Genomic DNA, 23,071 nt, shown 5'->3' on the forward strand with positions numbered 1-23,071 from the left:
GACACTCTCCGCCGCACCCGAAGCCCGGGGCAGCCGCCGCTCCGGTTGCCGATCCGCCCGGGGCGCGGTCCACTGATCCACATGGGTGAGATCAGGGTGGGCACGTCCTCGTGGGCCGACCAGATGCTGCTGCGCTCCGGGTGGTATCCGCGCGCCGTCAACACCCCCGCCGGCCGCCTCGGCTTCTACGCCGAACGGTTCGGGCTGGTCGAGGTGGACACCTCGTACTACGCGGTGCCCGCGCCGGAGACCACCGCCGGGTGGGTGGCCGCCACCCCGCCGGGCTTCACCTTCGACGTCAAGGCGTTCAGCCTCTTCACCGGCCACCCGACGCCGGTCTCGGTGCTGCCCCGGGATCTGCGCCCGGCCGGCGGCCCGTCGCGCGTGCGCCGCCGGGACCTGCCCGCCGGGGCGTACGACGAGCTGTGGAGCCGGTTCCGCGCGGCGCTGGAGCCGATCGCGGCGGCCGACCGGCTCGGCGCGGTGCTGTTGCAGTTTCCGCCGTGGCTGGCGCGCAGCGCCGCCGCCGAGCGGCGCATCGTCGAGACGGCCGGGCGGCTACGCCCCTGGCGGGTGAGCGTCGAGCTGCGGCACGGCTCCTGGTTCGCCGACGAGGCCGCCGCGCTGCGCACGCTGACCCTCCTGCGCGAGCACGACCTCTCCTTCGTCTGCGTGGACATGCCGCAGGGATTCGCCTCGTCGGTGCCGCCGATCCTGGTCGCCACCGCAGACCCGGCCGTGGTCCGGTTCCACGGCCACAGCGCGGCGTGGGAGAGCGGCGACAAGCAGGACAAGTTCCGGTACGCCTACGGCGAGCGGGAGCTGCGCAACTGGGCGGAGCTGCTGACCGAGCTGGCCGACGGCGTCGACGAGCTGCACGTGCTGTTCAACAACTGCTGTGGCGACCAGGCCCAGCGCGACGCCGCCCGGCTGGTCGAACTCCTCGGCCGGGCGGCCCTCGCGCCCACCGGGGTCAGCCGCGGCGGCTGATTCCCTCCGGGTGCATGCCGGTCGTCTCCTCCAGGGCGTTGTCCGGCAGGTCACCGTCGGCGCTGTCGTCGGGGAAGGCGCGCCGCGACGGCGCGGGGTCGGGCGGCGCGCCCGGGCCCGCCGGGGCCGCCGGCCGCTCCTCGACCGGGCCGAACCCGTGCCGTCCCGCCGGTGGCGTGGGCGCGGCCGGCTCGCCGGCCCGCCGCTCGCCGAGGCCCCCGCGCGGCGCGGCGGTCTCCTCGCTGCCCTCGTCCATCGGGGAGTCCTCCCCGGCGCCCCAGGGCGGGTCGGCGTCGAAGCCGTCGGTGCTGCCCCACCCGGTGGTGGACTTGGGTCCGCCCCGGTCCCCGCCGGGCGTCGATGCGTCCCTGTTGGCCATGGCCACCTCGCTGGTCGTGTGCGGTACGGGCGCCGGTTGCCCGCCCGCGCGCCGCTCCTGCCCGCCTGTGGCGCTGTGCGGGGCGGAAGCGGCGCGCGGGCGGGCGGTCAGCGGCCGGACATGGCCATCTGGCGCTTGGCCGCGCCCATCGCTGCCACCTTGCCGATCGTCTTCGGCGCGCTCGCCAGCCCGCCGACCCGGCCGATCATCCCCCGGAACACCTGGCCGGGCTTCTGCTGCTCGCTCATGTACGCGGTGACCACCACCAGCGCGCCGGTGAGCGCGGGAATGGTCCACTGGAGCAGCCTCATCTGCCGCTGGTAGGCGGCCACGTCGGCCGGCGTCTGCGGGTTCGGCTCGGTGATCCCCTCGACCGAGGGGCCGCCGGCCCGTTGCAGCCGCATGCCGAGCAGCCGGCTGTAGCCGGTGACCGCCAGCGCGCCGACCGTGAGGGCCGTCTTCACCGCGCTTATCCGGCCCACCCCGGACTGGGTGAGCATGCGGGGACTCTCGGTCGCCAGCTCGCCGACCGCGCCGGCCAGGTGGGCCCCGATCGCCGCCGCGTTGACCGGCGTCCACCGGGACCATCCGGCGGAGGCCACCGAAAGCCGCTGGGTCGAGTCGTTGATCTGTGCCGCCGCGCCGTTGACGCCGAGCGCCCCCATCAGCGAGCCGCCGAACCAGGCGGCCAGGCCGAGATCGTGCATCGAGCGCAGGGCGGTGTGTCGTTCGGACATCTGCTCCCCTTCCACCGTACGGGCGCAGCGGCATACCCGCCGATCGCGCGAGTACGCACCGGGAGGGCGTCCGATGTCACGCCCCTGTCAGGTCGGCCGCCCACGCCGCCACCCGGGCGGCCACCGGCGCGCTGGCGCGTACCCAGCGGAAGTGGTCCAGCGGGGCGCCCGCCTGCGCCGCCGTGAGGCGCTCGCGCACGACGGTGGCCGCGGCGAGCTTGCCGCAGAGGTGGTCCACGGTGGCGTGCGGGGTGTACTGGTCGTCGTCGACGCTGACCGCGAAGACCGGTACGTCCAGCGTGCGCAGCGCCGCCTCGACGTCCACCCCGTCCAGGGCGGGGAAGCGGCCGGCGCGGGCGGTGTGCGCCCAGTCCCGGATCACCCCGCGCGCCTGCCGGCCGCCGAACCCCCAGCCCGGCCAGACGCCGAGCAGCCGGGCGGTCGCGGCGATCCCCTGGCTGTACGGCAGCACCCCGAACCGGCGTGGGCCCTGATAGTTGCGCCAGTAGGGGACGCCGACGGCGACCAGGGCCAGCCCGTCCACCGCGCCGACGCCGTGCAGGGCCAGGTGCAGCAGGGCGGCCTGGCCGCCGAGGGAGTGCCCCAGCAGGATCGTGGGCCGGCCGTCCAGCCGGGGCTTCAGCGCCGCCAGCACCGCGCCCACGTCGGCGGCCAGCTCGGCGTAGCCGTAGCGGCAGGCGCGGCTCGGCGCGGGCGTGCTCTCCCCGGTCCCGCGCAGGTCGGCGACGACCACGGCGAGGCCGGCGGCCCGCAGGCGCGCGGCGAAGGGGCGGTAGTAGCGGGCGCGTACCCCCATGGCGGGCCAGACCACCACGACCGGTGCGTTGGGGGCCCCGTCGGGCTCGGGGTATATCTGTATCCCGAGCCGGGCCCCGTCGACGTCGACGTACTCCTGCGTGTATTCCCCGGGCGCGCTCACCGGCCCAGCCTACGGCCGTAAGCTACCGGCGGGTAGCCAGGGTTGGCGGTGCGGGGGCTCGTCAGGCCATCGCCGGTGCGGGCCGGGCGGCGGCGCCCACCGACGCGTACACGGCAGCGAGCTGCTCGGCGCAGCGCCGCCAGGAGTACCGGCTGCGGATCCGGTCCAGCGCCGCCGTCGCGTACGCGAAGCGGCGCACGTTGTCGGCGAGGAGCCGGCGGATGGCCACGCCCAGCGCGCGCGGGTCACGGGGCGGGACCAGGTCGCCGGTGAGGCCGTCGACGACGGCGTCGGCGATGCCGCCCACGTCGGTGCCGATCACCGGCACCCCGCAGGCCATGCCCTCCAGCGGGATCAACCCGGACGGCTCGTGCCAGGGTGCGGCGACCAGCACGTCCGCCGAGCGGTACCAGGCGGCGAACTCCGTGCGCGGGACCGCGCCGACCAGCCGGACCCGGTCGGCCACCCCGCAGGACCCGGCGAGCGCGGTCAGCCGGCGGGCGAAGCCGTCGGCGGGCAGCAGCTCCGCCGGTGGGCCGCCCACCATCACGCACTCGGCGTCCGGTACGGCCGGCATCGCCCGGACGACCTCCTGGAGCCCCATGCGCTCCACCATCCGGCCGACGGTGAGCACGCGCGGGCGGGCCGGGTCGCGCGGGGCGACCGGGCCGTCCGGGCGGAAGATCCGCTCGTTGACCCCGGCCGGGACCAGCGCCATCCGGGACCGGGGAACGCCGAGGCGGACCAGCTCGCCGACCTCCTCCTGGGACTGCGCGACCACCCGGTCCACCGCCCGGCCGAGGGCGCGCTCGTAGCCGAGCCGCCCCGGTGGGCCGGCGTGCAGTGGGTCCCGCTGCCGGCGGGCCGCCACCGCGCCCAGCGCGTGGTACGTCAGCACCACCGGCACCCCGGCGCGGCGTCCGGCGTGCACGGTGGCCAGCCCGCTCGTCCAGAAGTGCGCGTGCGCGACGTCGGGCAGCCAGCCGCCGTCGCGCCACTGGGCGGCCAGCCACCGGCCGAACTCGCCAAGATGCGGCAGCAGCTCGTCGGAGGGCAGCCGGCGGGCCGGGCCCGCCGGCACGTGCCACACCTGGTAGCCGTCGCCGGTGGGCACCGCGTCGGGCAGGGCGGGGGAGTCGCGGCGGGTGTAGACGCGCACGTCGTGGCCCTGGCTGGTCAGCTCGGCGGCCAGCTCCGCCACGTGGGTGCGCTGCCCGCCGGCGCCCTCCCCGCCGGCGGCCCCGTCGCCGGCACCCTGCCCGTTGGCGTGCTCCCCGCCGGTGCCCCGCCCCCCGGGCACGGCGAGCGGGCTGGCGTGCTCCGAGATCATCGCGATGCGCATGGCAGAGTCCGTACCCTCGCCCTCGCCGCCTAACCGGCGGACCGCCGACTTCTCCGCCCTGCCTCGTGACTACTTCGCGGCCCCGCACGTCCTCGGCGCCGCCCGCCGGGCCGGCGGCGGTTAGGAAGGGTCCCCTGTACAACCGAATGCGTTAACAAGGGGCCCTTCCTTGCACCCTCAGCCGACCGTGATCGTGCCGTCCGCCGCGCGGACGCAGGCCACCGCCCGGCTGGCGGTGACGGCCGCGCCGGTCAGGCAGCGCCCCAGCGCCTTGTGCCCGGCCACGTTCGGGTGCCACGACTCCTGGCAGGTCTGGAAGTACGACACGCAGGTGTTGGCGATCCGCTGAATGTCGATCTTGTCCTTGCCCGAGAGGCTGGTCACGAAGCTGCCGCTCGGGCCGTCCATCAGCCGGATCGGCGTGGCGAGCGCCCCCGACGGGCTGGTCGGCTGCTCGCACAGCCGGGCGCCGTCGAACGCCCGCTGCACGTTCAGGTAGACCAGGTCGTCGGCCGGGAACTCGCCGGCCAGGCTGTCGCGCACCGACCGGACCAGGGTGCCCAGCCCGGTGGAGAAGCGATGCCCGGGCGCCAGGCTCGCGCGGTGGATCGGGCAACCGGCCGCGTACCGCTCCGCGCCCAGGTCACGGAACTTGTCCCGGTCGTCTTCCCGGCCGTCCTCCTCCCAGTAGTTCGAGGCCAGGTCGAACGGCAGCGGGTTGGTGTAGTCCTGGAACACGACCCGGTGCTGGCCGTCGGCGTCGATCTGGTCGAGGGTGGCCAGGAGCTGGCGTACGGCGGCCGTGGTCTCCGCCGTGGCCGCGCTGAGCTGCGCCGAGGTGGCCAGGTCGGCGTCGGTGCACGGCTCCTGCGGCACCGGCCCGCCCAGGTACGCCCAGAACTCCCACCAGCCGGTCCACGCGTCGGCGATGAACCGGTTGGCGCACTTCTCCGCCACGCTGCCGAAGGTGAACGAGCTGTTGTTCGAGCCCAGGCCGACCAGCACCAGGTCGATGTCGTGGGTCCGGGCGACCGCGCGGAGCTGGTCGAGCTGCGAGGCGACCGAGCGGCCCTTGGCCCGGTTGACCGAGGCCCCGGCGATGTCGTACGGCTGGCCGCCCGAGCAGGCCAGGTTGAACCGGTCGGTGATGCCCGGCAGGTCGGCCTGGAACAGCGACGCGTTGGGGGAGCGGTGGCAGAAGTACGCGTTGCTGTTCGGCGCGTCCCAGCCGGGGAAGCCCTGGCTGACGCCGTTGACGTCCACGACCGGGGAGTACGAGCCGGCCCCCTCGCCGCTGATGAAGCTGTCGCCGAGCGCCACGGCCGCGGTGGGGAGGCCGGCCGCCGCCGGGGCGGCCGGCGGGACCGCGGTCGACAGCGCCGCCGCCGCGACGGTCAGCACCGCCGCGAGCGCGGTACGACGGAACACGGACATGCGCGTCCTCCATCCATCCATGGAAATATGAAAGTTTCTACGAGACGGTGATCACATCACGGGCGCGTGACGGGCGTCAACGGCCGGCCGCCGGAGCGAGGGGTCGCCCGGGCGGGGGCGGCGGGCGGCCGGCGTACCGTCGAGGAGGCGGGATGAACCGCGGACCCGGCGGCGTTGACCCCGGGTGTCGGGGCGCCCACGGGCGCGCCGCCGGGCGTCCGCGCCGCAGGCGGCGCGGCCCGAGGTCCGGGGTGCCGACGTCCTGTCCCACCTGCCCGTTAGGCTCGCTGCGGCGCGCCGCGCGAGGTGATCGAGCCGGTGAGCGGCACCACCACCGCCGAGACCTGGGAGTACGACCAGTTGACCGCACAGCCTGAGACGCTCTACGGGGCCGACGACCTGACGCACCTCGAGGGGCTGGACGCCGTCCGCAAGCGCCCCGGCATGTACATCGGCTCGACCGACAGCCGTGGCGTGGGTCACCTCGTCAACGAGATCCTCGACAACTCCACCGACGAGGGTGTCGCCGGTCACGCCACCCGCGTCGAGGTGATCCTGCACGCCGACGGCTCGGTGCAGGTCGACGACGACGGCCGGGGCATCCCCACCGACGTGCACGCCAAGTCCGGCATCTCCGGCGTCGAGCTTGTGCTCACCCGCCTGCACGCCGGCGGCAAGTTCGGCGGCTCCGGCTACAAGACCTCCGGCGGCCTGCACGGCGTCGGCGCGTCCGCCGTCAACGCCCTCTCCCGGCGCTTCGACGTCACCGTGCGGCGCGGCGGCAAGGTGCACACCATGTCGTTCCGGCACGGCGTGCCCGGAGTCTTCGCCGGCCCCGGCCCCGACGCCGCCTTCACCCCCGGCCCCGGCCTCCAGGTCGTCGGCACGATGAAGCGCGGCCAGCGCACCGGCACCTCCATCCGCTACTGGCACGACGCCCGCTACTTCGAGACCGGCGCCACGCTCGACGCCGAGGCCGTCCGGCTCAAGGTGCGCAACACCGCGTTCCTGGTCCCCGGCGTGAGCTACCTGCTGCGCGACGAGACCGGCGAGGAGCCGGTCGAGGAGACCTTCCACTTCCCCAACGGCCTCACCGACATGGTCGAGTTCCTCGCCCCGGCCGGCGACCGGCCGGTCTCCGGCACGCTGCTGGTCGCCGGCGAGGGCACCTACCGGGAGAACGCCGCCGACGCCAACGGCGTCATGCAGTCCAACGTGCAGCGGCGGGCCGAGGTCGAGATCGCGTTCCGCTGGGGCACCGGCTACGACCGCACCGTCGAGTGCTTCACCAACACCATCCGCAACGCCCACGGCGGCACCCACCGCAAGGGCTTCGAGCGGGCCCTGGCCCGCACCCTCGCCGAGGCGGCCCGCTCCGCCCGGGGGCTGCTGCGGCCCAAGGAGGACGCGCCCACCCTGGACGACGTCCTGGAGGGCATGACGGCCGTGGTGCACGTGCGCATCCCCGAGCCGCAGTTCACCTCGCAGACCAAGGACGAGCTGTCCACCGCCGGCATCACGAAGGTGCTCCAGGGGCTGGTCGAGGCGCACGTCAAGGCGTGGCTGGAGGACCGCCGCACCAAGGCCGAGGCCCGCACGGTGCTCCAGAAGATCGTCGACGCGGCCCGGGTCCGGCTCACCCAGAAGCAGCAGAAGGACGCGGCCCGCCGCAAGACCGCCCTGGAGGGCGCGTCGATGCCGCCGAAACTGGTCGACTGCCGCGCGACCGGGGTCGATCGGAGCGAGCTGTTCATCGTCGAGGGCGACAGCGCGCTCGGGTGCTTCACCGGCGACACGATGGTCGCCCTGGCGTCCGGCCGGAGCCGCTCCTTCGCCGATCTCGCCGCAGACTGGGCGCAGGGCATCAGCCACTTCGGCTACACCACCAACAAGGCCGGCCGCGTCGTCGTCGCTCCGCTGGTAGAGCCCCGGCTCACGAAGCGCGATGCCCCGCTGGTGCGGGTCACCATCGACAACGGTGAGACGGTGCGCTGCACCCCCGATCATCTGTTCCGCCTACGCGACGGCTCCTACCGGCGCGCCGACACACTGGTGCCGGGCGACTCCCTGATGCCGCTCTACCGCAGCCTGTCCAGCAAGGCGGAGGGGCAGAAGCTCCAGGGGTACGAGCGGGTCTGGATGAACGACAAGGAGGAGTGGGTCTACACCCATTACCTGGCGGACGCCTGGAACCTGCGGCACGGCCGGGACAGCGCGACCAATGGCAACGTCCGCCATCACATCGACATCGACAAGCGCAACAACGACCCGCGCAATCTGCGGAGGATGACGTGGGCGGACCACGCCGCCCTGCACGCCGCGATGATGGGTGAGCACGTCCATGCCGGCTGGCGCGAGTGGTTCGACAACGGCGGTCGTGAGATCCGCTCGGCGATGCTCACCGCTCAGTGGCAAGAGCCAGCCTTCCGTGAGGCGTGCCTCGCCCGCCTGTTCACGCTCAACGAGTCCCCCGCGTTTCGGGCCAAGCTGGAGCAGGCCTTCCAGGACTGGTACAACGCGCTCGGCCCCGACGACCGGCGCGCCTACGCCGAGCGGATGCGCGAGCGGCAGGCCACCTACTGGTCGCAGCCGGAGCACCGGGAGGCGGCGGCCGAGCGGGTCCGTCGCTTCTTCGCCGACCCGGCCCGTCGGGCGGAGTGGCGGGAACGCTCGCTTCGGCAGTGGCAGGACCACGACCTGCGAACCTGGCGGTCTGGCAAGACCGTCGAGCAGTTCGCGGATCCCACGGAGCGCGAGCGCCAGCGCAACGCGGTGTCCGCCTGGCATCGGAACAACCCTCAGTTCGGTGAGCAGCACTCCCGTCGGATGCGGCGGCGGATGACCGATGCGGGCACCGGTCACCTCGCCCGCGTACAGGCCGGACGCGCCCGGTACGTCGCGTCCGTTCCCCGCGAGGACCGGGTGGCCCGACAACTTGAGGGTCGCCGCCTGGCCGCGCTGCGTCGTCTCGCGCCGCTGCTGTCGCTCGCCGACGAGGACATGGCGGCCGCCTACGAGGCGGAGCGGCTGCGGACCGCCCGGACCGGTCTGCGCTTCGACAGGCTGCTGGGCCTCTACGACGGAGACTACGGGCGGTTGCGCGAGGCGGCCTCCCTGGTGAACCACCGTGTGGTGTCGGTCGAGCCGCTGGACGAGACGGCGGACGTCTACGACCTGACGGTCGACGGCTACCACAACTTCGCCCTCGAAGCCGGTGTGTTCGTCCACAACAGCGCCCGCGTCGCGCGTACCGCCGAATATCAGGCGCTTCTGCCGATCCGCGGCAAGATCCTCAACGTGCAGAAGGCCAACCTCCAGCAGGTGCTGGACAATGCCGAGTGCGCCGCGATCGTCCAGGTGCTCGGGGCCGGCTCCGGCCGCACCTTCGACCTGTCGTCCATGCGGTACGGCCGGGTGCTGATCATGGCCGACGCCGACGTGGACGGCGCGCACATCCGCACCCTGCTGATCACCCTGTTCGCCCGGTACATGCGCCCGCTGATCGAGGCCGGCCGGCTCTACGCCGCGATGCCGCCCCTGCACAAGATCACCACGAAGGGGCGCAACCCCCAGACGACCTACACCTACACCCAGGCCGAGATGGAGGCGACGGTCCGCAGGCTGGAGAAGGCCGGCAGGCAGATCGTCACCCCGATCCCCCGGTTCAAGGGCCTCGGCGAGATGGACGCCGACGAGCTGTGGGAGACCACGATGAACCCGGCGACCCGGGCGGTGCGCCGGATCACCCTCGACGACGTCGACGCCGCCGAGCGGATCCTGGAACTGCTGATGGGGGAGAAGGTCGAGCCGCGCCGCAACTGGCTGATCGAGTCCGCCGACCGGGTCGACCGGGACGCGATCGACGCATGAGGACCACCCGCCCCCGCCCCGCCCCGGCCCGCCGGGAAGACCGCCGCCCGACCGTGGCCCGCGCAGGAGAGAGCTGAACCATGGCACGCCGTAAGAACACCGGTCCCCGGGCGGACCTGGCCGCCTTCGACCAGGCCGGCGCGCGGGTCTTCGACAACCCGCTGGTCACCGAGGTCTCCGACTCCTATCTGGAGTACGCCTTCTCGGTCATCCACTCCCGGGCCCTGCCCGACGCCCGCGACGGCCTCAAGCCGGTGCACCGGCGCATCCTCTACTCGATGCACGAGGCGGGGCACCGGCCCGACCGGGCGCACGTGAAGTCGGCCCGGGTGGTCGGCGACGTGATGGGCCGCTACCACCCGCACGGCGACACCGCGATCTACGACGCGATGGTCCGGCTCGCCCAGGACTTCTCGCTCAACGTCCCACTCATCGACGGGCATGGAAATTTTGGGAGCCCAGACGACGGCCCGGCTGCGGCGCGCTACACGGAAGCGCGGATGTCGCACGAGGCGATGCTGCTGGTCGGCGAGCTGGGCGAGGACACGGTCGACGTCGAGCCCAACTACGACGGCTCGCTCACGCAGCCGACGGTGCTGCCGGCGGCGTTCCCCAACCTGCTGGTCAACGGCGCGTCCGGGATCGCGGTCGGGATGGCGACCAACATGATCCCGCACAACCTGGCCGAGGTCGTCTCCGCCGCCCGGTGGCTGATCAACCACCCGGACGCCGACCTGGACAGGCTGATGGAGTTCGTCCCCGGCCCCGACCTGCCGACCGGCGGCGTGCTGCTCGGCCTCGACGAGGTGCGCCGGGCGTACGAGACGGGGCGCGGCGTGGTGCGGATGCGCGGCCGGGTGGAGATCGGCCCGCTGGAGGGCAGCCGGGGCCGGCAGGCGATCACCGTGGTCGAGCTGCCCTACGGCGTGGGCGCGGAGAAGGTCATCGCCGCGATCACCAACGAGGTCAACAAGACGAAGCGGCTCACCGGCATCGCCGACGTCAAGGACCTCACCGACCGGGAGAACGGCACCCGTCTGGTCATCGAGTGCAAGGTGGGGGTCAACCCGCAGGCGCTGCTGGCCGACCTCTACCGGCTGACCCCGCTGGAGCAGTCGTTCGGCGTCAACAACCTGGTCCTGGTCGACGGGCAGCCGCAGACGTTGGGGCTGAAGGCGCTGCTGGAGGTCTTCCTGCGGCACCGCTACGACGTGGTGACCCGGCGCAGCGCCTACCGGCGGCGCAAGCGGCAGGAGCGGCTGCACCTGGTCGACGGCCTGCTGATCGCCCTGCTCGACATCGACAAGGTGGTCCGGCTGATCCGGGGCAGCGACGACGCGCAGGCGGCGAAGGACGGCCTGATGCGCCAGTTCAAGCTGTCGGACATCCAGGCCAGCTACATCCTGGACACTCCGCTGCGGCGGCTGACCAAGTTCGACCGGATCGAGCTGGAGGCCGAGCAGGAGCAGTTGCGCAAGGAGATCGCGCAGCTCTCCACGATCCTCGACGACGAGAAGGTGCTGCGGAAGGTCGTCTCCGACGAGCTGGCCGCCGTGGTGAAGAAGTTCGGCACCGAGCGGCGCACGACGCTTGTCGACGGTGACCTGAAGGAGGTGCTGGCCGCGTCCGCGCCGGCCGGTCCCCTGGAGGTGGCCGACGACCCGTGCCAGGTGATCCTCTCGGCGACCGGGCTCGTCGCCCGCACCGCGGCCGAGTCGGAGGAGGCGTCCGAGGGGCGTCGGCGCAGCGGCCGGGTCAAGCACGACGCCGTACGCGCGCTCGTGCACTCCACGGCCCGGGGCCGGGTGCTGCTGGTGACAAGCGCCGGCCGGGCGTTCAAGATCGACGTGTTGCCGCTGCCGGTGCTGCCGGAGCAGGCCGGCACGGTGTCGCTGCGGGGTGGCATGTCCGCTGCCGAGCTGGTGCCGCTGGAGCCGGGGGAGTCGGTGGTGGGGCTGGCGCCGCTGGGCGCGACCGGGGAGGGCTCGCCGGGGCTGGCGCTGGGCACGCGGCAGGGCGTGGTGAAGGTGTGCGCCCCGGACTGGCCGGTGCGCTCCGACGAGTTCGAGGTGATCGGGCTGCGCGAGGGCGACGAGGTGGTCGGTGCGACCTGGCTGACCGACGGGGCGGAGACGTTGGCGTTCGTCTCCTCCGAGGCGTCGCTGCTGCGCTTCCCGGCCTCGGCGGTGCGTCCGCAGGGGACGAAGGGCGGCGGCATGGCCGGCATCAACCTGCCGGCGGGGGCGCGGGTGGTCTTCTTCGGCGCGGTCCGGGAGGACGATCCGGCCCACGGCGAGCCGATGGTGGTGACGTCGACCGGCGCGACGGTGAAGGTGACGCCGTTCGGGGCGTACCCGGCGAAGGGGCGGGCGACCGGCGGGGTGCGCGCGCAGCGGTTCCTCAAGGGCGAGACGGATCTGGTGGTGGCGTGGGTCGGCCCCCGGCCGGTCGGCGCGACGGCGACCGGCGACCCCGTGGAGCTGCCTCCGGCGGACCCGCGCCGCGACGGCAGCGGCTTCGCCGTGATGCTGGGCCCCACGGTGGTCGGCCACCAGATCGAACGCGACTGAGCCGCCGCGCCCCCGCCCCGGTCAGCTCGACGGGGTGGGGGCGCGCAGGCGGGCGACCAGGCGCATGCCGTGGTAGGTGACCAGGGCGGCGGCGGTGCCGAGGGCGATGCCGTTGAACGAGAGCTCGCCGCTGGTCAGCGTGTAGTTGGCCGCGCCGACGATCAGGGCGACGGCGGCGGTCATCAGGTTGACCGGGTCGTGGAAGTCGACCCGGTTCTCGATCCAGATCCGCGCGCCGAGGACGGCGATGAGGCCGTACAGGGCGGTGGTCGCGCCGCCGAGCACCCCCGCCGGCACGGTGAGGATCAGCGCCCCGAACTTGGGGCTGAGCCCGAGCAGCACGGCGGCGAGCCCGGCCACCCAGTACGCGGCGGTGGAATAGACGCGGGTCGCCGCCATCACGCCGATGTTCTCCGCGTAGGTGGTGGTGCCGGAGCCGCCGCCGGAGCCGGCGAGCATCGTGGCCAGCCCGTCGCCGAGGAACGCCCGGCCCATGTCCCGGTCGAGGTTGCGGCCGGTCATCGCGGCGACGGCCTTGACGTGTCCGGCGTTCTCGGCGATCAGCACGAGGATCACGGGGATCACCAGCACCGTCGCGCGCAGGCTGAAGCTCGGCGCGTGGAACTCGGGCAGGCCGACCCACGCCGCCCTGCGCAGCCCGTCGACGGCCTTGGGGTCGAGGCCGCCGAGGGCGGCGGCGATCAGCCAGCCGACGGCGACGCCGAGCAGGATGGACAGCCGGGCCGCGAAGCCCCGGAACGCGACGGTGGCGAGCAGGATCGCGGCCAGGGTGAGCACGGCGATCAGGGGCTGGGCCTTGACGCCGGTGCCGCTGCCGCCGCCGTCCCAGGCGACGGGGGCGAGGTTGAGCCCGATCAGCGCCACGATGGCGCCGGTGACCACGGGCGGCATCAGCGCGTCGATCCAGCGCGCCCCGGCGAGCTGGACGACGAGGCCGACGGCGGCCAGGGCGACGCCGGCCACGACGATGCCGCCGAGCGCGGGGCCGATGCCGCCGTCGGCCTTCGCGGCCAGCACGGGGGCGATGAACGCGAACGACGACCCGAGGTACGACGGCAGCCGGTTGCCGGTGACCAGCAGGAAGAGCAGGGTGCCGACGCCGGAGAAGAACAGCGTGGTGGCCGGCGGGAAGCCGGTGATCAGCGGCACGGTGAAGGTGGCGCCGAACATCGCCACCACGTGCTGCACGCCGACGCCGACCGTACGCGGCCAGGACAGGCGTTCGCCGGGGTGCACCACGTCGCCGGGGGTGACGGACCGGCCGTCGCCGTGCAGGGTCCAGGGGGACCAGCGGGAGCGTGGCTCGGTGGGGGTCTCGGTCATCGCGGCGCCCTTTCGCGTCGACGGCGGTGCGGGGCGGAGACCCTGGAAGTCGTTTCTAGCAGAGGGGCCGTGCGCCGTGCTCAGGCGACCCCGGCGGGGCGGAACTGGACGCTGACCCGGGGGCCGACCGGGCGCGCGGTCTTCGGGATCGCGTGCTCCCAGGTGCGCTGGCAGGAGCCGCCCATCACCACCAGGTCGCCGTGGCCGAGCGGGAAACGCAGGCCGGGGCCGCCGCCGCGCGGGCGCAGCAGCAGCGGCCGGGGCGCGCCGAACGAGACGATGGCGACCATGGTGTCGGTGTGCGCCGAGCGGCCCAGGGTGTCGCCGTGCCAGGCGACGCTGTCGCGACCGTCGCGGTAGAGGCACATGCCGGCGGTGACGAACGGCTCGCCCAGCTCGGGGGCGTAGTGCGCGGTGAGCGCCGCCCGCGCCCGGGTGAGCACCGGGTGGGGCAGCTCCCGGTGGCCGGAATACCAGCAGAGCAGCCGGGGGACGTCGACCTGCGCGTCGTACATCGTGCGGCGCTCGGCCCGCCAGGGCACGTCGGCGAGCAGCACGTCGAGGACCGCGTCGGAGCCGCGCACCCAGCCGGGCAGGTGGTCGACCCAGGCGCCCCGGCTCAGCGGGCGCCGGCGCAGCCCGGCGAGCGGGCCCAGCGACGGGCCGTCGGCGGCGAGGTCGAGCATCGACGGCTGGTAGGCGGCACCGGACATGCCCCGCAGCCTACCTGGACTTTCGTACACGCGTGCGAGCGCGTCGCGGCCCCGTCACCCGCCGGCCACCTGCCGCACACGTCGGCGTCGCCGCCCGTCGCCGGGCCGGGCCTAGCGTGACCGGGTGCAGAGCCAGCTCACCACCGTCGTCGCGCCGGCCGGGCCGCCGGAGCCGCCGCCGGGCCGCCCGGCCCGCCACGCCCGCCGGCTGGTCGGCTGGCTCGCCGCCGCGTGGGTCGTGCCCCTGCTGGCGTACGCGGCGGGGCTGGCCGGGCTGCTGCCGCTGGTGCTGCTCGGGCTGACGGCCGGGCTGCTGCGCGGCGGCCGGACCCTGCTGGACCGGCTGGTGCTGGCCGGCGCGCTGCTGGCCGGCGCGACGTGCGCCGCCGGGCTGCTCTTCTCCGCCTGGCCGTGGGGGCTGCACCCGGTGCCGGTGGCGGGGACCGCGTCGACGGTCCTGCTGGGGATCGCGGCGGCCACCGGCCGCCGGCTGAGGCTGCCCCGCCCGGCCGCCGCCGACCTGCTGCCGGTGGGGGCGGCGCTGCTGGCCGCCGCCGCCATGGCGTGGCCGTACCTGCGCGCCGGTGACCTCGCCGGCCGCCTCGCGTACGCGATGACCGGCGAGGACAACAGCCGGCACCTGGCCACGGTGGAGGGCATCCGGGCCGTCGGCGGGTACCTGTTCACCGACCCGCAGGCGGCGGCGCGGATCGCCCCGGAGGGGATGGTCTGGTATCCGCAGGGCTTCCACCTCACCGCCGCGCTGCTGGACACGTTCCTGCGTTCCTCGACGGCCCCCGCCGGCCCGGCCGACGCCCTCGGCCACTATCTGGGCTGGTCGGTCGGGGCGTGGGGGCTGCTGGTGCTCGCCGTGACGTGGGCGGCGAACCGGCTCGCCGGCCCGCAGCTCGACCCGCCCCGGGCCCTGGCGCTGACCGGCGCGGTCACGGCCGCCTGCCTCGGCTCCGAGCTGGCCCGCTTCGTCGTCTACGGCTATCCGGGGGAGAGCCTCGGGCTGGCGGCGACGGTGCTGCTGGTGGCGCTGACCTGCCGGCCGGTGGCCCGCGCCGGCACCCAGGTGGCCGTGGTCGGCGCGCTGTGCGTGACGGTCGGCTTCGCGTACCTGATGTTCCTGCCGGTGGTCGCGGCGCTGGCGGCGGCGTGGCTGGTCCGCGACCGGCGGAGGCTGCGTCGCCGGCCGCGGCTGCTGGCGGTGGTGGCGCTGGTGGCGGCGGCGCTGACGCCGCTGCCGGCCGTCGCCGGCCTGCTGCGCACCGATCAGGTGGACAACGTCGCCACCGGCGGCGGCGTGTTCCCCCGCTACGACGCGTTCCTGGCCCTCGCGGGCCTGGTCGGCGCGGGCCTGGTCGCCGGCCGGCGGCTGCCGGCGTGGCGGCGCTACGCGGGCGCGCTCGCCGCGGCGGGCGTGTTCGCGGCGGGGTTCCTGCTCTACTTCCGGGCGCTGGGCACCGACCCGCGCTACTACTACGGCAAGACCCTGCACCTGCTGCTGGCGGTGCTGCTCGTCGGCGCGGGCGCGCTGGCCCTGCTGCTGCCGCCGCCGGGTCGTCCGGCGTCCGGCCGCCGCACCGGGGGCGGTCGGCGGGCCGGCGCGCGGTGGGCGGTGGCGGCTGCGGTGGTGCTGGCCTGCGCGGGGGCGGCCGGGCTGCCGCGCGGCACCGGGATCTTCGCCCAGCCGTTCGGTGACGGGTCCAGCACCTGGGCGGCGGCCTGGTGGTCGGGCTCGCTGGCCCGCCCGGGCCCGGCCGCGCTGACGGTCCGCGCGCTGGCCCGGCCGCCGGCCGCGCCGGGCACGGTGACGGTGGTGGTCAGCGACCGCCGCCGCGAGGGCTACCTGGTGACGCTGTTCGTCTCCACCCTCCAGGGCACCGCCGGTGCGTCGGGGCCGGCGGTCTACCGGCTGCCGCTGGGCGAGCCGGCCCGCAGCGCCGCCGTGGTGGCGGCGGTGCCGGGGCCGATCCGCTTCCTGGCCGTCGACGCGGCGGCGGCGCGCACCGTCGAGGACCTGCTCGCCGCCCGGCCCGAGCTGCGCGCCCGGGTCAGCGTGGAGCGGCTGCCCTGACCGACGGGGCGACGAGGGCGAGCACGGCGTCGGCGACCCGGGCCCGGCCCCGCCCGTCGACCGTGGCCCAGGCGCGGGCGGCCAGGGCGGCCCGGCGCTCGGGGGAGTCGAGCAGGGCGCGCAGCGTCCGCGTGGCCCCGGACCGGGCCGTCCGGCCGGGCAGCCCGGCGGCGGCCAACGCGGGCAACTCGCCGAGGCCGGCCACGAGCCCCGCGTCGACCACCCGGCCGTACGACTCGCGCTGGTTGTCCACCACGCACACCAGCGCGGCCGGCGCGCCGAGGCAGCACAGCTCCCAGGTGGACGTGCCGGCGGCGCTGACCACGAGGTCGGCGGCGGTGACCAGGGCGGGCAGGTCGTCGGTGGGCGGCACGGGCCGCACCGCCTGCCCCCGGCCGGGGGCCAGCGCCGCCAGTTCCGCCTCGACGTCGGCGCGGCCGACGACCACGGTCAGGTCCATCGGGTGCCCGGTGGCCAGCAGCACCCGGGCCAGCACCGGGGCCGCCCCGAACGCGTCGGTGCCGCCGAAGAAGGCGAGCACCCGGGGCCGGGCCGTCGGCGTCGCGGGGCGGGGCCTCGCCGGCCGGGCGGCCACCACCGCGTCGCGCAGCAGCGGGTACGCCGTGCCGGCGAGCAGCCGGCCGGGCAGCGGCCCGTGCGTCGCGCCCAGGTTCTGGTCCAGGTAGACGTCGGCGTCCTGCCCCCGGGTGTCGCCGTCGACGACGGCGAGGGTCACCACCCCCGCCGCGCGCAGCGCCCCCGCCCCGGCCGGGTCCAGCTCGTACGAGTCGAGCACCGCCACGTCGAGGCCGTGCCGGCGGGCCGCCGCCACGAGGTCGGCGGGGCGCTGCGGCCCGGGGTGCAGCGGGATGCCCCGGGAGGCGAGCTGCCGGGCCGCCCAGTCGATCCCCTCGACGGTGCCGAAGAACTCGACGCGGTGGCCCCGGGCGAGGAACTCCTCGGCCAGGGCGAGGCAGCGCACCAGGTGGCCCACCCCCCGGGTGGGCCCGGCGTCGCAGCGGACCCCGACGCGTACGGTGCTCAGGACTCCTCCAGCCGCTTCTGCCGCACCGCGGCGTTCAGGGCGCGCAGGGCCGGCTGGCCCGCCAACCAGTCGGCGAGCTTCGCCAGCGGGACGCTGACGTCGCCGAAGTGGTCGGTCACCGCCCGCACCAGCGCCCAGTCCTGCTCGGTGTCGAGGGTGAGCCGCAGGGCCGACCGGTCGGGGGTGAGCGTCACCCCGAGCACCCGGAACAGCTCCGGATGGGTGTACGCGTACGAGGTCACGTGCACCCGGTGGTGGTCGGTGGCGATGCGGTGCAGCGTACGCAGCGTGTCCGCCCGGATGATCTCCACGTCCAGCCCGCGCGGCAGGGTCCGGGCGATCGACGTGCTCGCGTAGTCCAGCCCCGGCACGGCCCGGTAGACGTCGGCGACCAGCCGGACGATCTCCGGGTCGAGCAACGGGCAGTCGGCGGTGAACCGCATGACCGCGTCGCCGGGGTGCGCGTCGAGCGCGCCGACGAACCGGTCGAGCACGTCGTCGACGGGGCCCCGGTGGCAGGCCACGCCGAGCCGGGCGCACTCGGCGACGACCGCGTCGTCGGCGGCGTCGGTGCTGGTGGCGACCACCAGGTCGGCGAGCACCCCGCCGTCGGCGGCGGCCCGGACCACCCGGCCGAGCACCGAGCGCCCGGCCAGCGGCCGCAGCACCTTGCCGGGCAGCCGGGAGGACCCCATGCGGGCCTGCACGATCCCCACGATCCGCGTCACTGCTGCTCCTGTTCGTCGCGCCGGGGCGCGAGGGCGTCCTTGGCCCGCCGCTTCGCCGCGCGGGCGCCCCGCTTGGCCAGCCGGGCCGGGGTGATCGCCAGCCGGCCGACCCGGTAGCTGATCGAGCCGCTGAGCAGGTTGATGGTCGCCTCGGCCCGGCGCAGCGCCCGCTCCCGGGAGGTGAGCAGCTCCTCCGTCCAGCGCAGCAGGGCCGTCAGCCGGGTCAGCTCGTCCTTCTGCCGCCGCCACGCCTCGCGCAGCTGCTGGTGGCTGTCCAGGCCGGCAGGGGGCGCGGTGGGCTCGACCGCGCGCAGCTCGTCGGCGAGGGCGACGCGGGCGGCGCCGTCCAACCCGCGCAGCGCCGCGGTCACGGCCACCTCCGCGTCGACGGCGGCCGTCACCGTCGCCCGGTCCAGGTCCCGCCCGGCGGTGCCGGCCAGCACCACCGTCAGCCCGGCCACGTCGAGGGTGGACGACCAGGGGTGGGCGTATCCGCCGGTGGCCAGGGTGGCGGCGAACCGCCACAGGCCCCGGGCCAGCGTCACGTCCAACGGCCACGGGTCGCTGGCCCGCCAGCTCGGATCGAGCACCGCGAACGCCGGGGCGGCACCGGTGGCGTCGAGGGCCGGGGCGGCCCCGCCGCCGGTGAGCACGACGTTGTCGAGGCTGGCCAGGGCCGTCGCGCCGGTGAGCCGGCCGGCGTCGTCGGCGTGCGCGTCGAGCCAGGCCGCGTACCCGCGCAGCAGCCGGCGCAGGGCGGCCAGGTCGCGGCGCAGGCAGGCGTCGAGCAGCACGGTGCGCAGCAGCCGCCCCTCGGGCACGGCCCCGGTGAGCACGGCCGGGTCCCGCCAGGCCGCCGCCCGGGTGGCGAACGGGGCGTCCGTGGCCGCCGCGACCGGCCCGGGCACCCGCCACCGCCAGCCGTCCGCCGCCGCTGTCACCTCCACCACGCCGAACCCGGGCGGGCCGCTCTGCACCCACAGCACCGGCAGCCCGCCGGTGCCGGCCGCCCCCGGTTCGGTGCCGGCCGGGTCCGGCGGGTCGCCCGCCGCGGGGACGGCCGAGGCCGCGCGGTGGGCCAGCACCAGCCAGCCCGGAGCGAGCGCCGCGCCCAGCCCGGCGTGCAGCGCGTCGACCGCGAGCCGGGCCGGGTCCTGGAGCACGGGACGGTCGGCGCGGCCCGGCGCGCACGCGCCGTGCAGCACCGCGTCCAGCAGCCCGCTGCCGGGGTGCGCGGCCAGCGCGCTGGCGTCGACCAGCGCGGTGGGCGCGTCCGGTTCGGGGTACGCGGCGAAGCAGCCGCCGGGGCGCAGCCCCGCCGCGGCCAGCCGGTCCCGTAGCTGGTCGGTGTTGGCGGGGCGGCCGGCGTCCAGCGCCCCGCCGATCGCCCAGTCGGCGTCGTCGCGGCCGGCGTACCAGGGTGCGGTGTCGACCAAGCGGGTCAGGCCCACCGGGTTGTCCAGCCGCAGCAGCAGGGTCCCGCCCGGGGCGAGCACGGCGGCGAGCCGGCGCAGCAGCCCGTCCCAGCCGACCGGGGTCCCCTCCACCGACTCCACCGCGTCCAGGCCGGCGGCGGCGATCACCACGTCGAACGTCTCGTCGGCCGGCAACCCGCCGGGGCCGCCGACCACCACCCGCACGGGCCGGTCCTCGGCCAGCGCCGACCCGTCCGGCCAGCTGCGCAGCAGGCAGGTGACGTCGGCGTGGGCCAGCCGGTCGACCAGTTCGGGGTCGTGCGGCCCGGCCAGCAGCACCCGCGCGCCGGCCGGGGTGACCCGGGCGGCGAGCGCCGCGAGGGGCCCGCCGCCGGGCAGCCGCCGGCCGGTCAGGTCCGACCAGGCCAGCATCTCCCCGCCGGGCAGGGCGATGCGGGTCGAGGTGTCAGTGGTCAACGTGTTCCTCCTGGAGGGTCGCCCAACCCAGCAGCTCCCGCAGCTCGGCCGGCGTGCAGCGGTGGTCGGTGCCCAGTTCGGCGCGGGCGATCTCGACCGCCGTCGGCAGGTGCACCGACTCGCCGTGCAGGTCCGGCCACTGCCGGCGGATGCGGGCGGTGCCGCCGAAGGTCGGGTCCTCGTCGGCGAGGATCATCGGGTCGCCGTAGACGGCGGGCTCGCAACCGGCCGCGATGCCGTAGAAGATGGCGCTGGTCAGCCGGTTGGACGCCACCCGGCGGTGCCGGCGCAGCTCGGTGAGCTGCTTGTCGAGGAAGAGCGGGTCGGTGTCCTTCCACCAGTGCCCCCGGTAGCCGTGGCAGATCACCCGGAACCCGGCCTGCTCGTAGAGGCGGCGGACCCGGCGCATGCCGTACTCGTGCCAGTAGAGGCACACGGTGACCGGGCCCGGCTCGGTGGCGCGGATGCGGGCGATCAGCTCCCGGTGGTCGCCGCGCACGTGCTGGCCCTCCCAGCCGTGGAACGGATACCAGATGGTGCCCTCCCGCTGCGGCTCCGGCGGGTCGTCGGCGCGCAGCGCCAGCAGGTACGCGAACGGCGCGCCGGTCACCACGACGTTGCGCCGCCCCACCGACCAGGCCCGCCGCCGGGTCTGCTCCGACCACAGCAGGCTCGGCGTGCCCTCGACGTACGGGTGGCCGGGGGCGAGGCCGTCGCCGATGTTCCAGCCGTGCTGGACGTACCCGTTGATCCGGGGCGGGTGCCCGTCGCCGAGGCCGCAGTAGCGGGCCAGCACGTGCGCGTGGCCGTAGAAGTGGTTCGCGTGGTGCATCCCGGTCCCCTCAGGCGGCGGCGCGCGCCGGGGCGGCGTGCAGGGCGGCGGCCAGGGCGTCGACGACGCGGTCCTGGTCGGCGTCGGTGAGGCCGGGGAACAGCGGCAGGGAGAGCTGCTCGGCGTAGAACCCCTCGGCGACGGGGCAGGAGCCGCGCCGGTAGCCCAGCTCCGCGAACGCCGGATGCCAGTGCACGGGGATGTAGTTGACCTGCACGCCGATCCCGGCGGCCCGCATCGCGTCGTAGACGGCGCGGCGGCGGCCCTCGTGCACCCGGATCGGGTACAGGTGCCAGGCCGGCTCGGCCCAGGACCGCCGGCCCGGCACCGACACGCCGGGCAGGTCGGCCAGCGCCGCGTCGTAGCGGGCGACCAGCTCGGCGCGGCGGGCCAGGAACCGGGGCAGCCGACGCAGCTGGCTGCGGCCCAGCGCGCAGAGCACGTCGGGCAGCCGGTAGTTGAGCCCGAACTCGTGGATCTCCTGGTGCCAGCCGCCCTCGTCGGGCCAGCGCTGCGCGGCGCGGTCCCGCACCAGGCCGTGGTTGCGGAACCGGCGGGCCCGCTCCAGCAGGGCCGGGCTGACGGCGGCGACCGCGCCGCCCTCGGCGGTGGTGAGGTTCTTCGTCGGGAAGAACGAGAACGTGGTCAGGTCGGCGAGCGACCCGACCGGCCGGCCGTGGTAGGCCGCGCCGATCGAGTGGGCGGCGTCGGCCAGCAGCAGCGGGTCGCCGCCGCCGAGCACCGCCCGCAGCGCGTCGTAGTTGGCGGGGTGGCCGGCGTAGTCGACCGCCGCCACCACCTTCGTCCGGCCGGTCAGCGCCGCGCCGACCGCCGCCGGGTCCAGGGTGTACGTCTCCGGCTCGACGTCGGCGAAGACGACCCGCGCGCCGAGCGCGACGGCGGTGCTGGCGGTGGCCGCGAACGTCATCGGCGGCACGATCACCTCGTCGCCGGGGCCGACGCCGGCCGCCGCGTACGCCACGTGCAGGGCGGCGGTGCCGTTGGACACGGCCGCGCAGCCGACCCCGCCGGTCCAGCCGGCCAGGTCCGCCTCGAAGGCGTCGACCTGCGGGCCGGTGGTGAGCCAGTCGCTGCGCAGCGCGGCGACCACGGCGGCGACGTCGTCGTCGGTGACGGACTGCCGCCCGTACGGGAGCATCGCCATCATGCGGCGATGCCGAGCATGGCGCGCAGCTGCTCCACGCCGAGCCACTCGTCGTTGGTGTCCGACTGGTAGGCGAACCCGTCCGGCACCGGCTCGCAGTGCGCGGGCGGCTGGTAGCCCCAGGTGGCGATGGTCGGCTGCACGATGAACCGGTCGGGGGTGCGCAGGGTCCGCCGGCTGTCGTCCGGGGCGATCATCTCCTCGTGCAGCTTCTCGCCGGGCCGGATGCCGATCTCGTGGGTGGTGGCGTCCGGCGCGACGGCCTCCACCAGGTCGAGGATGCGCATGCTCGGGATGCGCGGCACGAACAGCTCCCCGCCCTGCATCTGGTCGAACGAGTCCATGACGAACTGCACGGCCTGGTCCAGGGTGATCCAGAACCGGGTCATCCGCTTGTCGGTGACGGGCAGGCTCTTCCCCTCGGCGGCGAGCCGACGGAACAGCGGCACCACCGAGCCTCGGCTGCCCACCACGTTGCCGTAGCGCACCACGGCGAAGCGGGTCGGGTGGTGGGCGGCGTAGTGGTTCGCCGAGACGAACAGCTTGTCGCCGACCAGCTTCGTCGCGCCGTACAGGTTGATCGGGCTGGACGCCTTGTCGGTGGAGAGCGCGATGACCTTCTTCACCCCGGCCTCGATGGCCGCGTCGACGACGTGCTGCGAGCCGGTGATGTTGGTGGCGATGAACTCCGACGGGTTGTACTCGGCGGTGTCCACCTGCTTGAGCGCGGCGGCGTGCACGACGTGGTCGACGCCGTGCATGGCCCGGGTGAGCCGGTGGCGGTCCCGGATGTCGCCGATGAACCAGCGCAGCCGCGGGTCGTCGCCGAGCTGCTGGCGCAGCTCGTACTGCTTGAGCTCGTCGCGGGAGAACACCACCACCCGGGCCGGGTCGGCCTCGGCCAGGACGTGCCGCAGGAAGGTGCGGCCGAAGGACCCGGTGCCCCCGGTGATCAGAATGGAGGACCCATTCAACTCGCTCAACTGGTGCTCCCAAGGTCGGTTTGA

General features: G+C 75.4%; 16 protein-coding genes and 3 pseudogenes. 6 read left to right on the forward strand and 13 right to left on the reverse strand.

The features are described from left to right. The first annotated feature begins 81 nt into the window (after positions 1-81). A complete protein-coding gene (locus ACFYWL_RS18130; RefSeq protein ID WP_386973922.1) occupies positions 82-990 on the forward strand; it encodes a DUF72 domain-containing protein in 909 nt (302 codons plus the stop codon). Here the strand turns inward: ACFYWL_RS18130 and ACFYWL_RS18135 are convergent. The 5 genes from ACFYWL_RS18135 to ACFYWL_RS18155 form a co-directional block, all read right to left on the reverse strand. After that, the gene (locus tag ACFYWL_RS18135; protein ID WP_386973924.1) at positions 974-1,369 is read right to left on the reverse strand and encodes a hypothetical protein; all 396 of its coding nucleotides are present in this window, start codon (positions 1,367-1,369) and stop codon (positions 974-976) included. The two genes, ACFYWL_RS18130 and ACFYWL_RS18135, sit on opposite strands and share 17 nt — an antisense overlap. Positions 1,370-1,476: 107 nt before the next feature. Further along, positions 1,477-2,106: a hypothetical protein gene (locus ACFYWL_RS18140; RefSeq protein WP_386973926.1), complete on the reverse strand. Its 630-nt coding sequence runs from the start codon at positions 2,104-2,106 to the stop codon at positions 1,477-1,479. 76 nt (positions 2,107-2,182) lie between these two features. Next, positions 2,183-3,046: an alpha/beta fold hydrolase gene (locus ACFYWL_RS18145; protein ID WP_386973929.1), complete on the reverse strand. Its 864-nt coding sequence runs from the start codon at positions 3,044-3,046 to the stop codon at positions 2,183-2,185. 61 nt (positions 3,047-3,107) lie between these two features. Next, positions 3,108-4,388, reverse strand: coding sequence for a glycosyltransferase (locus ACFYWL_RS18150; protein ID WP_386973932.1), 1,281 nt, complete (start codon positions 4,386-4,388; stop codon positions 3,108-3,110). Between the two features lie 177 nt (positions 4,389-4,565). After that, positions 4,566-5,822: a hypothetical protein gene (locus tag ACFYWL_RS18155; protein ID WP_386973934.1), complete on the reverse strand. Its 1,257-nt coding sequence runs from the start codon at positions 5,820-5,822 to the stop codon at positions 4,566-4,568. 318 nt (positions 5,823-6,140) lie between these two features. Here ACFYWL_RS18155 and ACFYWL_RS18160 point away from each other — a divergent pair. From ACFYWL_RS18160 to ACFYWL_RS18175, 4 genes and pseudogenes are all read left to right on the forward strand, one after another. Then, positions 6,141-7,601 (forward strand): annotated as a pseudogene (locus tag ACFYWL_RS18160) (ATP-binding protein); the annotation flags it as partial. Further along, positions 7,575-9,047, forward strand: a pseudogene (locus tag ACFYWL_RS18165) (DNA topoisomerase); the annotation flags it as partial. The pseudogenes ACFYWL_RS18160 and ACFYWL_RS18165, both read left to right, overlap by 27 nt. Before the next feature lie 6 nt (positions 9,048-9,053). Continuing rightward, positions 9,054-9,692: pseudogene (locus tag ACFYWL_RS18170) on the forward strand (toprim domain-containing protein); the annotation flags it as partial. 80 nt (positions 9,693-9,772) lie between these two features. Further along, positions 9,773-12,262, forward strand: coding sequence for a DNA topoisomerase (ATP-hydrolyzing) subunit A (locus ACFYWL_RS18175; RefSeq protein WP_386973936.1), 2,490 nt, complete (start codon positions 9,773-9,775; stop codon positions 12,260-12,262). Positions 12,263-12,283: 21 nt separating this feature from the next. On the opposite strand, the gene ACFYWL_RS18180 is transcribed toward ACFYWL_RS18175, so the two are convergent. Then, positions 12,284-13,606 carry a uracil-xanthine permease family protein gene (locus tag ACFYWL_RS18180; protein ID WP_386973939.1) on the reverse strand — a complete coding sequence of 441 codons (1,323 nt, stop codon included), beginning with the start codon at positions 13,604-13,606 and terminating at the stop codon, positions 12,284-12,286. Between the two features lie 80 nt (positions 13,607-13,686). After that, the gene (locus tag ACFYWL_RS18185; protein ID WP_386973942.1) at positions 13,687-14,319 is read right to left on the reverse strand and encodes an alpha-ketoglutarate-dependent dioxygenase AlkB; all 633 of its coding nucleotides are present in this window, start codon (positions 14,317-14,319) and stop codon (positions 13,687-13,689) included. Positions 14,320-14,443: 124 nt separating this feature from the next. On the opposite strand from ACFYWL_RS18185, the gene ACFYWL_RS18190 reads away from it, so the two are divergent. Continuing rightward, complete coding sequence (locus ACFYWL_RS18190; RefSeq protein ID WP_386973944.1) at positions 14,444-16,402, forward strand: hypothetical protein; 1,959 nt, start codon at positions 14,444-14,446, stop codon at positions 16,400-16,402. Here ACFYWL_RS18190 and ACFYWL_RS18195 read toward each other — a convergent pair. The 6 genes from ACFYWL_RS18195 to pseB are packed head-to-tail and all read right to left on the reverse strand — an operon-like array spanning position 16,380 to position 23,047. Beyond that, complete coding sequence (locus ACFYWL_RS18195) at positions 16,380-17,447, reverse strand: PseG/SpsG family protein (RefSeq protein ID WP_386974186.1); 1,068 nt, start codon at positions 17,445-17,447, stop codon at positions 16,380-16,382. The genes ACFYWL_RS18190 and ACFYWL_RS18195 overlap by 23 nt on opposite strands. Then, entirely contained in the window at positions 17,444-18,175 is a 732-nt protein-coding gene (locus tag ACFYWL_RS18200; protein ID WP_386973947.1) for a cytidylyltransferase domain-containing protein, read from the reverse strand. Before ACFYWL_RS18200 ends, ACFYWL_RS18195 begins: the two co-directional genes overlap by 4 nt. Further along, complete coding sequence (locus tag ACFYWL_RS18205) at positions 18,172-20,067, reverse strand: class I SAM-dependent methyltransferase (RefSeq protein WP_386973950.1); 1,896 nt, start codon at positions 20,065-20,067, stop codon at positions 18,172-18,174. Before ACFYWL_RS18205 ends, ACFYWL_RS18200 begins: the two co-directional genes overlap by 4 nt. Then, positions 20,057-20,899 (reverse strand): hypothetical protein, encoded by an 843-nt coding sequence (locus tag ACFYWL_RS18210; RefSeq protein WP_386973953.1) that lies wholly within the window; start codon positions 20,897-20,899, stop codon positions 20,057-20,059. The genes ACFYWL_RS18205 and ACFYWL_RS18210 overlap by 11 nt, the downstream gene beginning before the upstream one ends. A gap of 10 nt (positions 20,900-20,909) precedes the next feature. Beyond that, on the reverse strand, positions 20,910-22,067 hold the full coding sequence (locus tag ACFYWL_RS18215; protein WP_386973956.1) for a DegT/DnrJ/EryC1/StrS family aminotransferase: 1,158 nt from the start codon (positions 22,065-22,067) through the stop codon (positions 20,910-20,912). Further along, entirely contained in the window at positions 22,064-23,047 is a 984-nt protein-coding gene (pseB, locus tag ACFYWL_RS18220; protein ID WP_386973959.1) for a UDP-N-acetylglucosamine 4,6-dehydratase (inverting), read from the reverse strand. The genes ACFYWL_RS18215 and pseB overlap by 4 nt, the downstream gene beginning before the upstream one ends. Positions 23,048-23,071: the final 24 nt, after the last annotated feature.

The sequence above is a fragment of the Micromonospora sp. NPDC002575 genome, from assembly GCF_042889525.1.
Lineage (GTDB): Bacteria > Actinomycetota > Actinomycetes > Mycobacteriales > Micromonosporaceae > Micromonospora > Micromonospora carbonacea.

Excerpts from the sequence above, each read along its gene's own strand:
- ACFYWL_RS18130 (WP_386973922.1), top strand. The coding sequence starts at position 82 with ATGGGTGAGATCAGGGTGGGCACGTCCTCGTGGGCCGACCAGATGCTG.
- ACFYWL_RS18135 (WP_386973924.1), bottom strand. The coding sequence starts at position 1,369 with ATGGCCAACAGGGACGCATCGACGCCCGGCGGGGACCGGGGCGGACCC.
- ACFYWL_RS18140 (WP_386973926.1), bottom strand. The coding sequence starts at position 2,106 with ATGTCCGAACGACACACCGCCCTGCGCTCGATGCACGATCTCGGCCTG.
- ACFYWL_RS18150 (WP_386973932.1), bottom strand. The coding sequence starts at position 4,388 with ATGCGCATCGCGATGATCTCGGAGCACGCCAGCCCGCTCGCCGTGCCC.
- ACFYWL_RS18155 (WP_386973934.1), bottom strand. The coding sequence starts at position 5,822 with ATGTCCGTGTTCCGTCGTACCGCGCTCGCGGCGGTGCTGACCGTCGCG.
- ACFYWL_RS18175 (WP_386973936.1), top strand. The coding sequence starts at position 9,773 with ATGGCACGCCGTAAGAACACCGGTCCCCGGGCGGACCTGGCCGCCTTC.
- ACFYWL_RS18180 (WP_386973939.1), bottom strand. The coding sequence starts at position 13,606 with ATGACCGAGACCCCCACCGAGCCACGCTCCCGCTGGTCCCCCTGGACC.
- ACFYWL_RS18185 (WP_386973942.1), bottom strand. The coding sequence starts at position 14,319 with ATGTCCGGTGCCGCCTACCAGCCGTCGATGCTCGACCTCGCCGCCGAC.
- ACFYWL_RS18210 (WP_386973953.1), bottom strand. The coding sequence starts at position 20,899 with ATGCACCACGCGAACCACTTCTACGGCCACGCGCACGTGCTGGCCCGC.
- ACFYWL_RS18215 (WP_386973956.1), bottom strand. The coding sequence starts at position 22,067 with ATGATGGCGATGCTCCCGTACGGGCGGCAGTCCGTCACCGACGACGAC.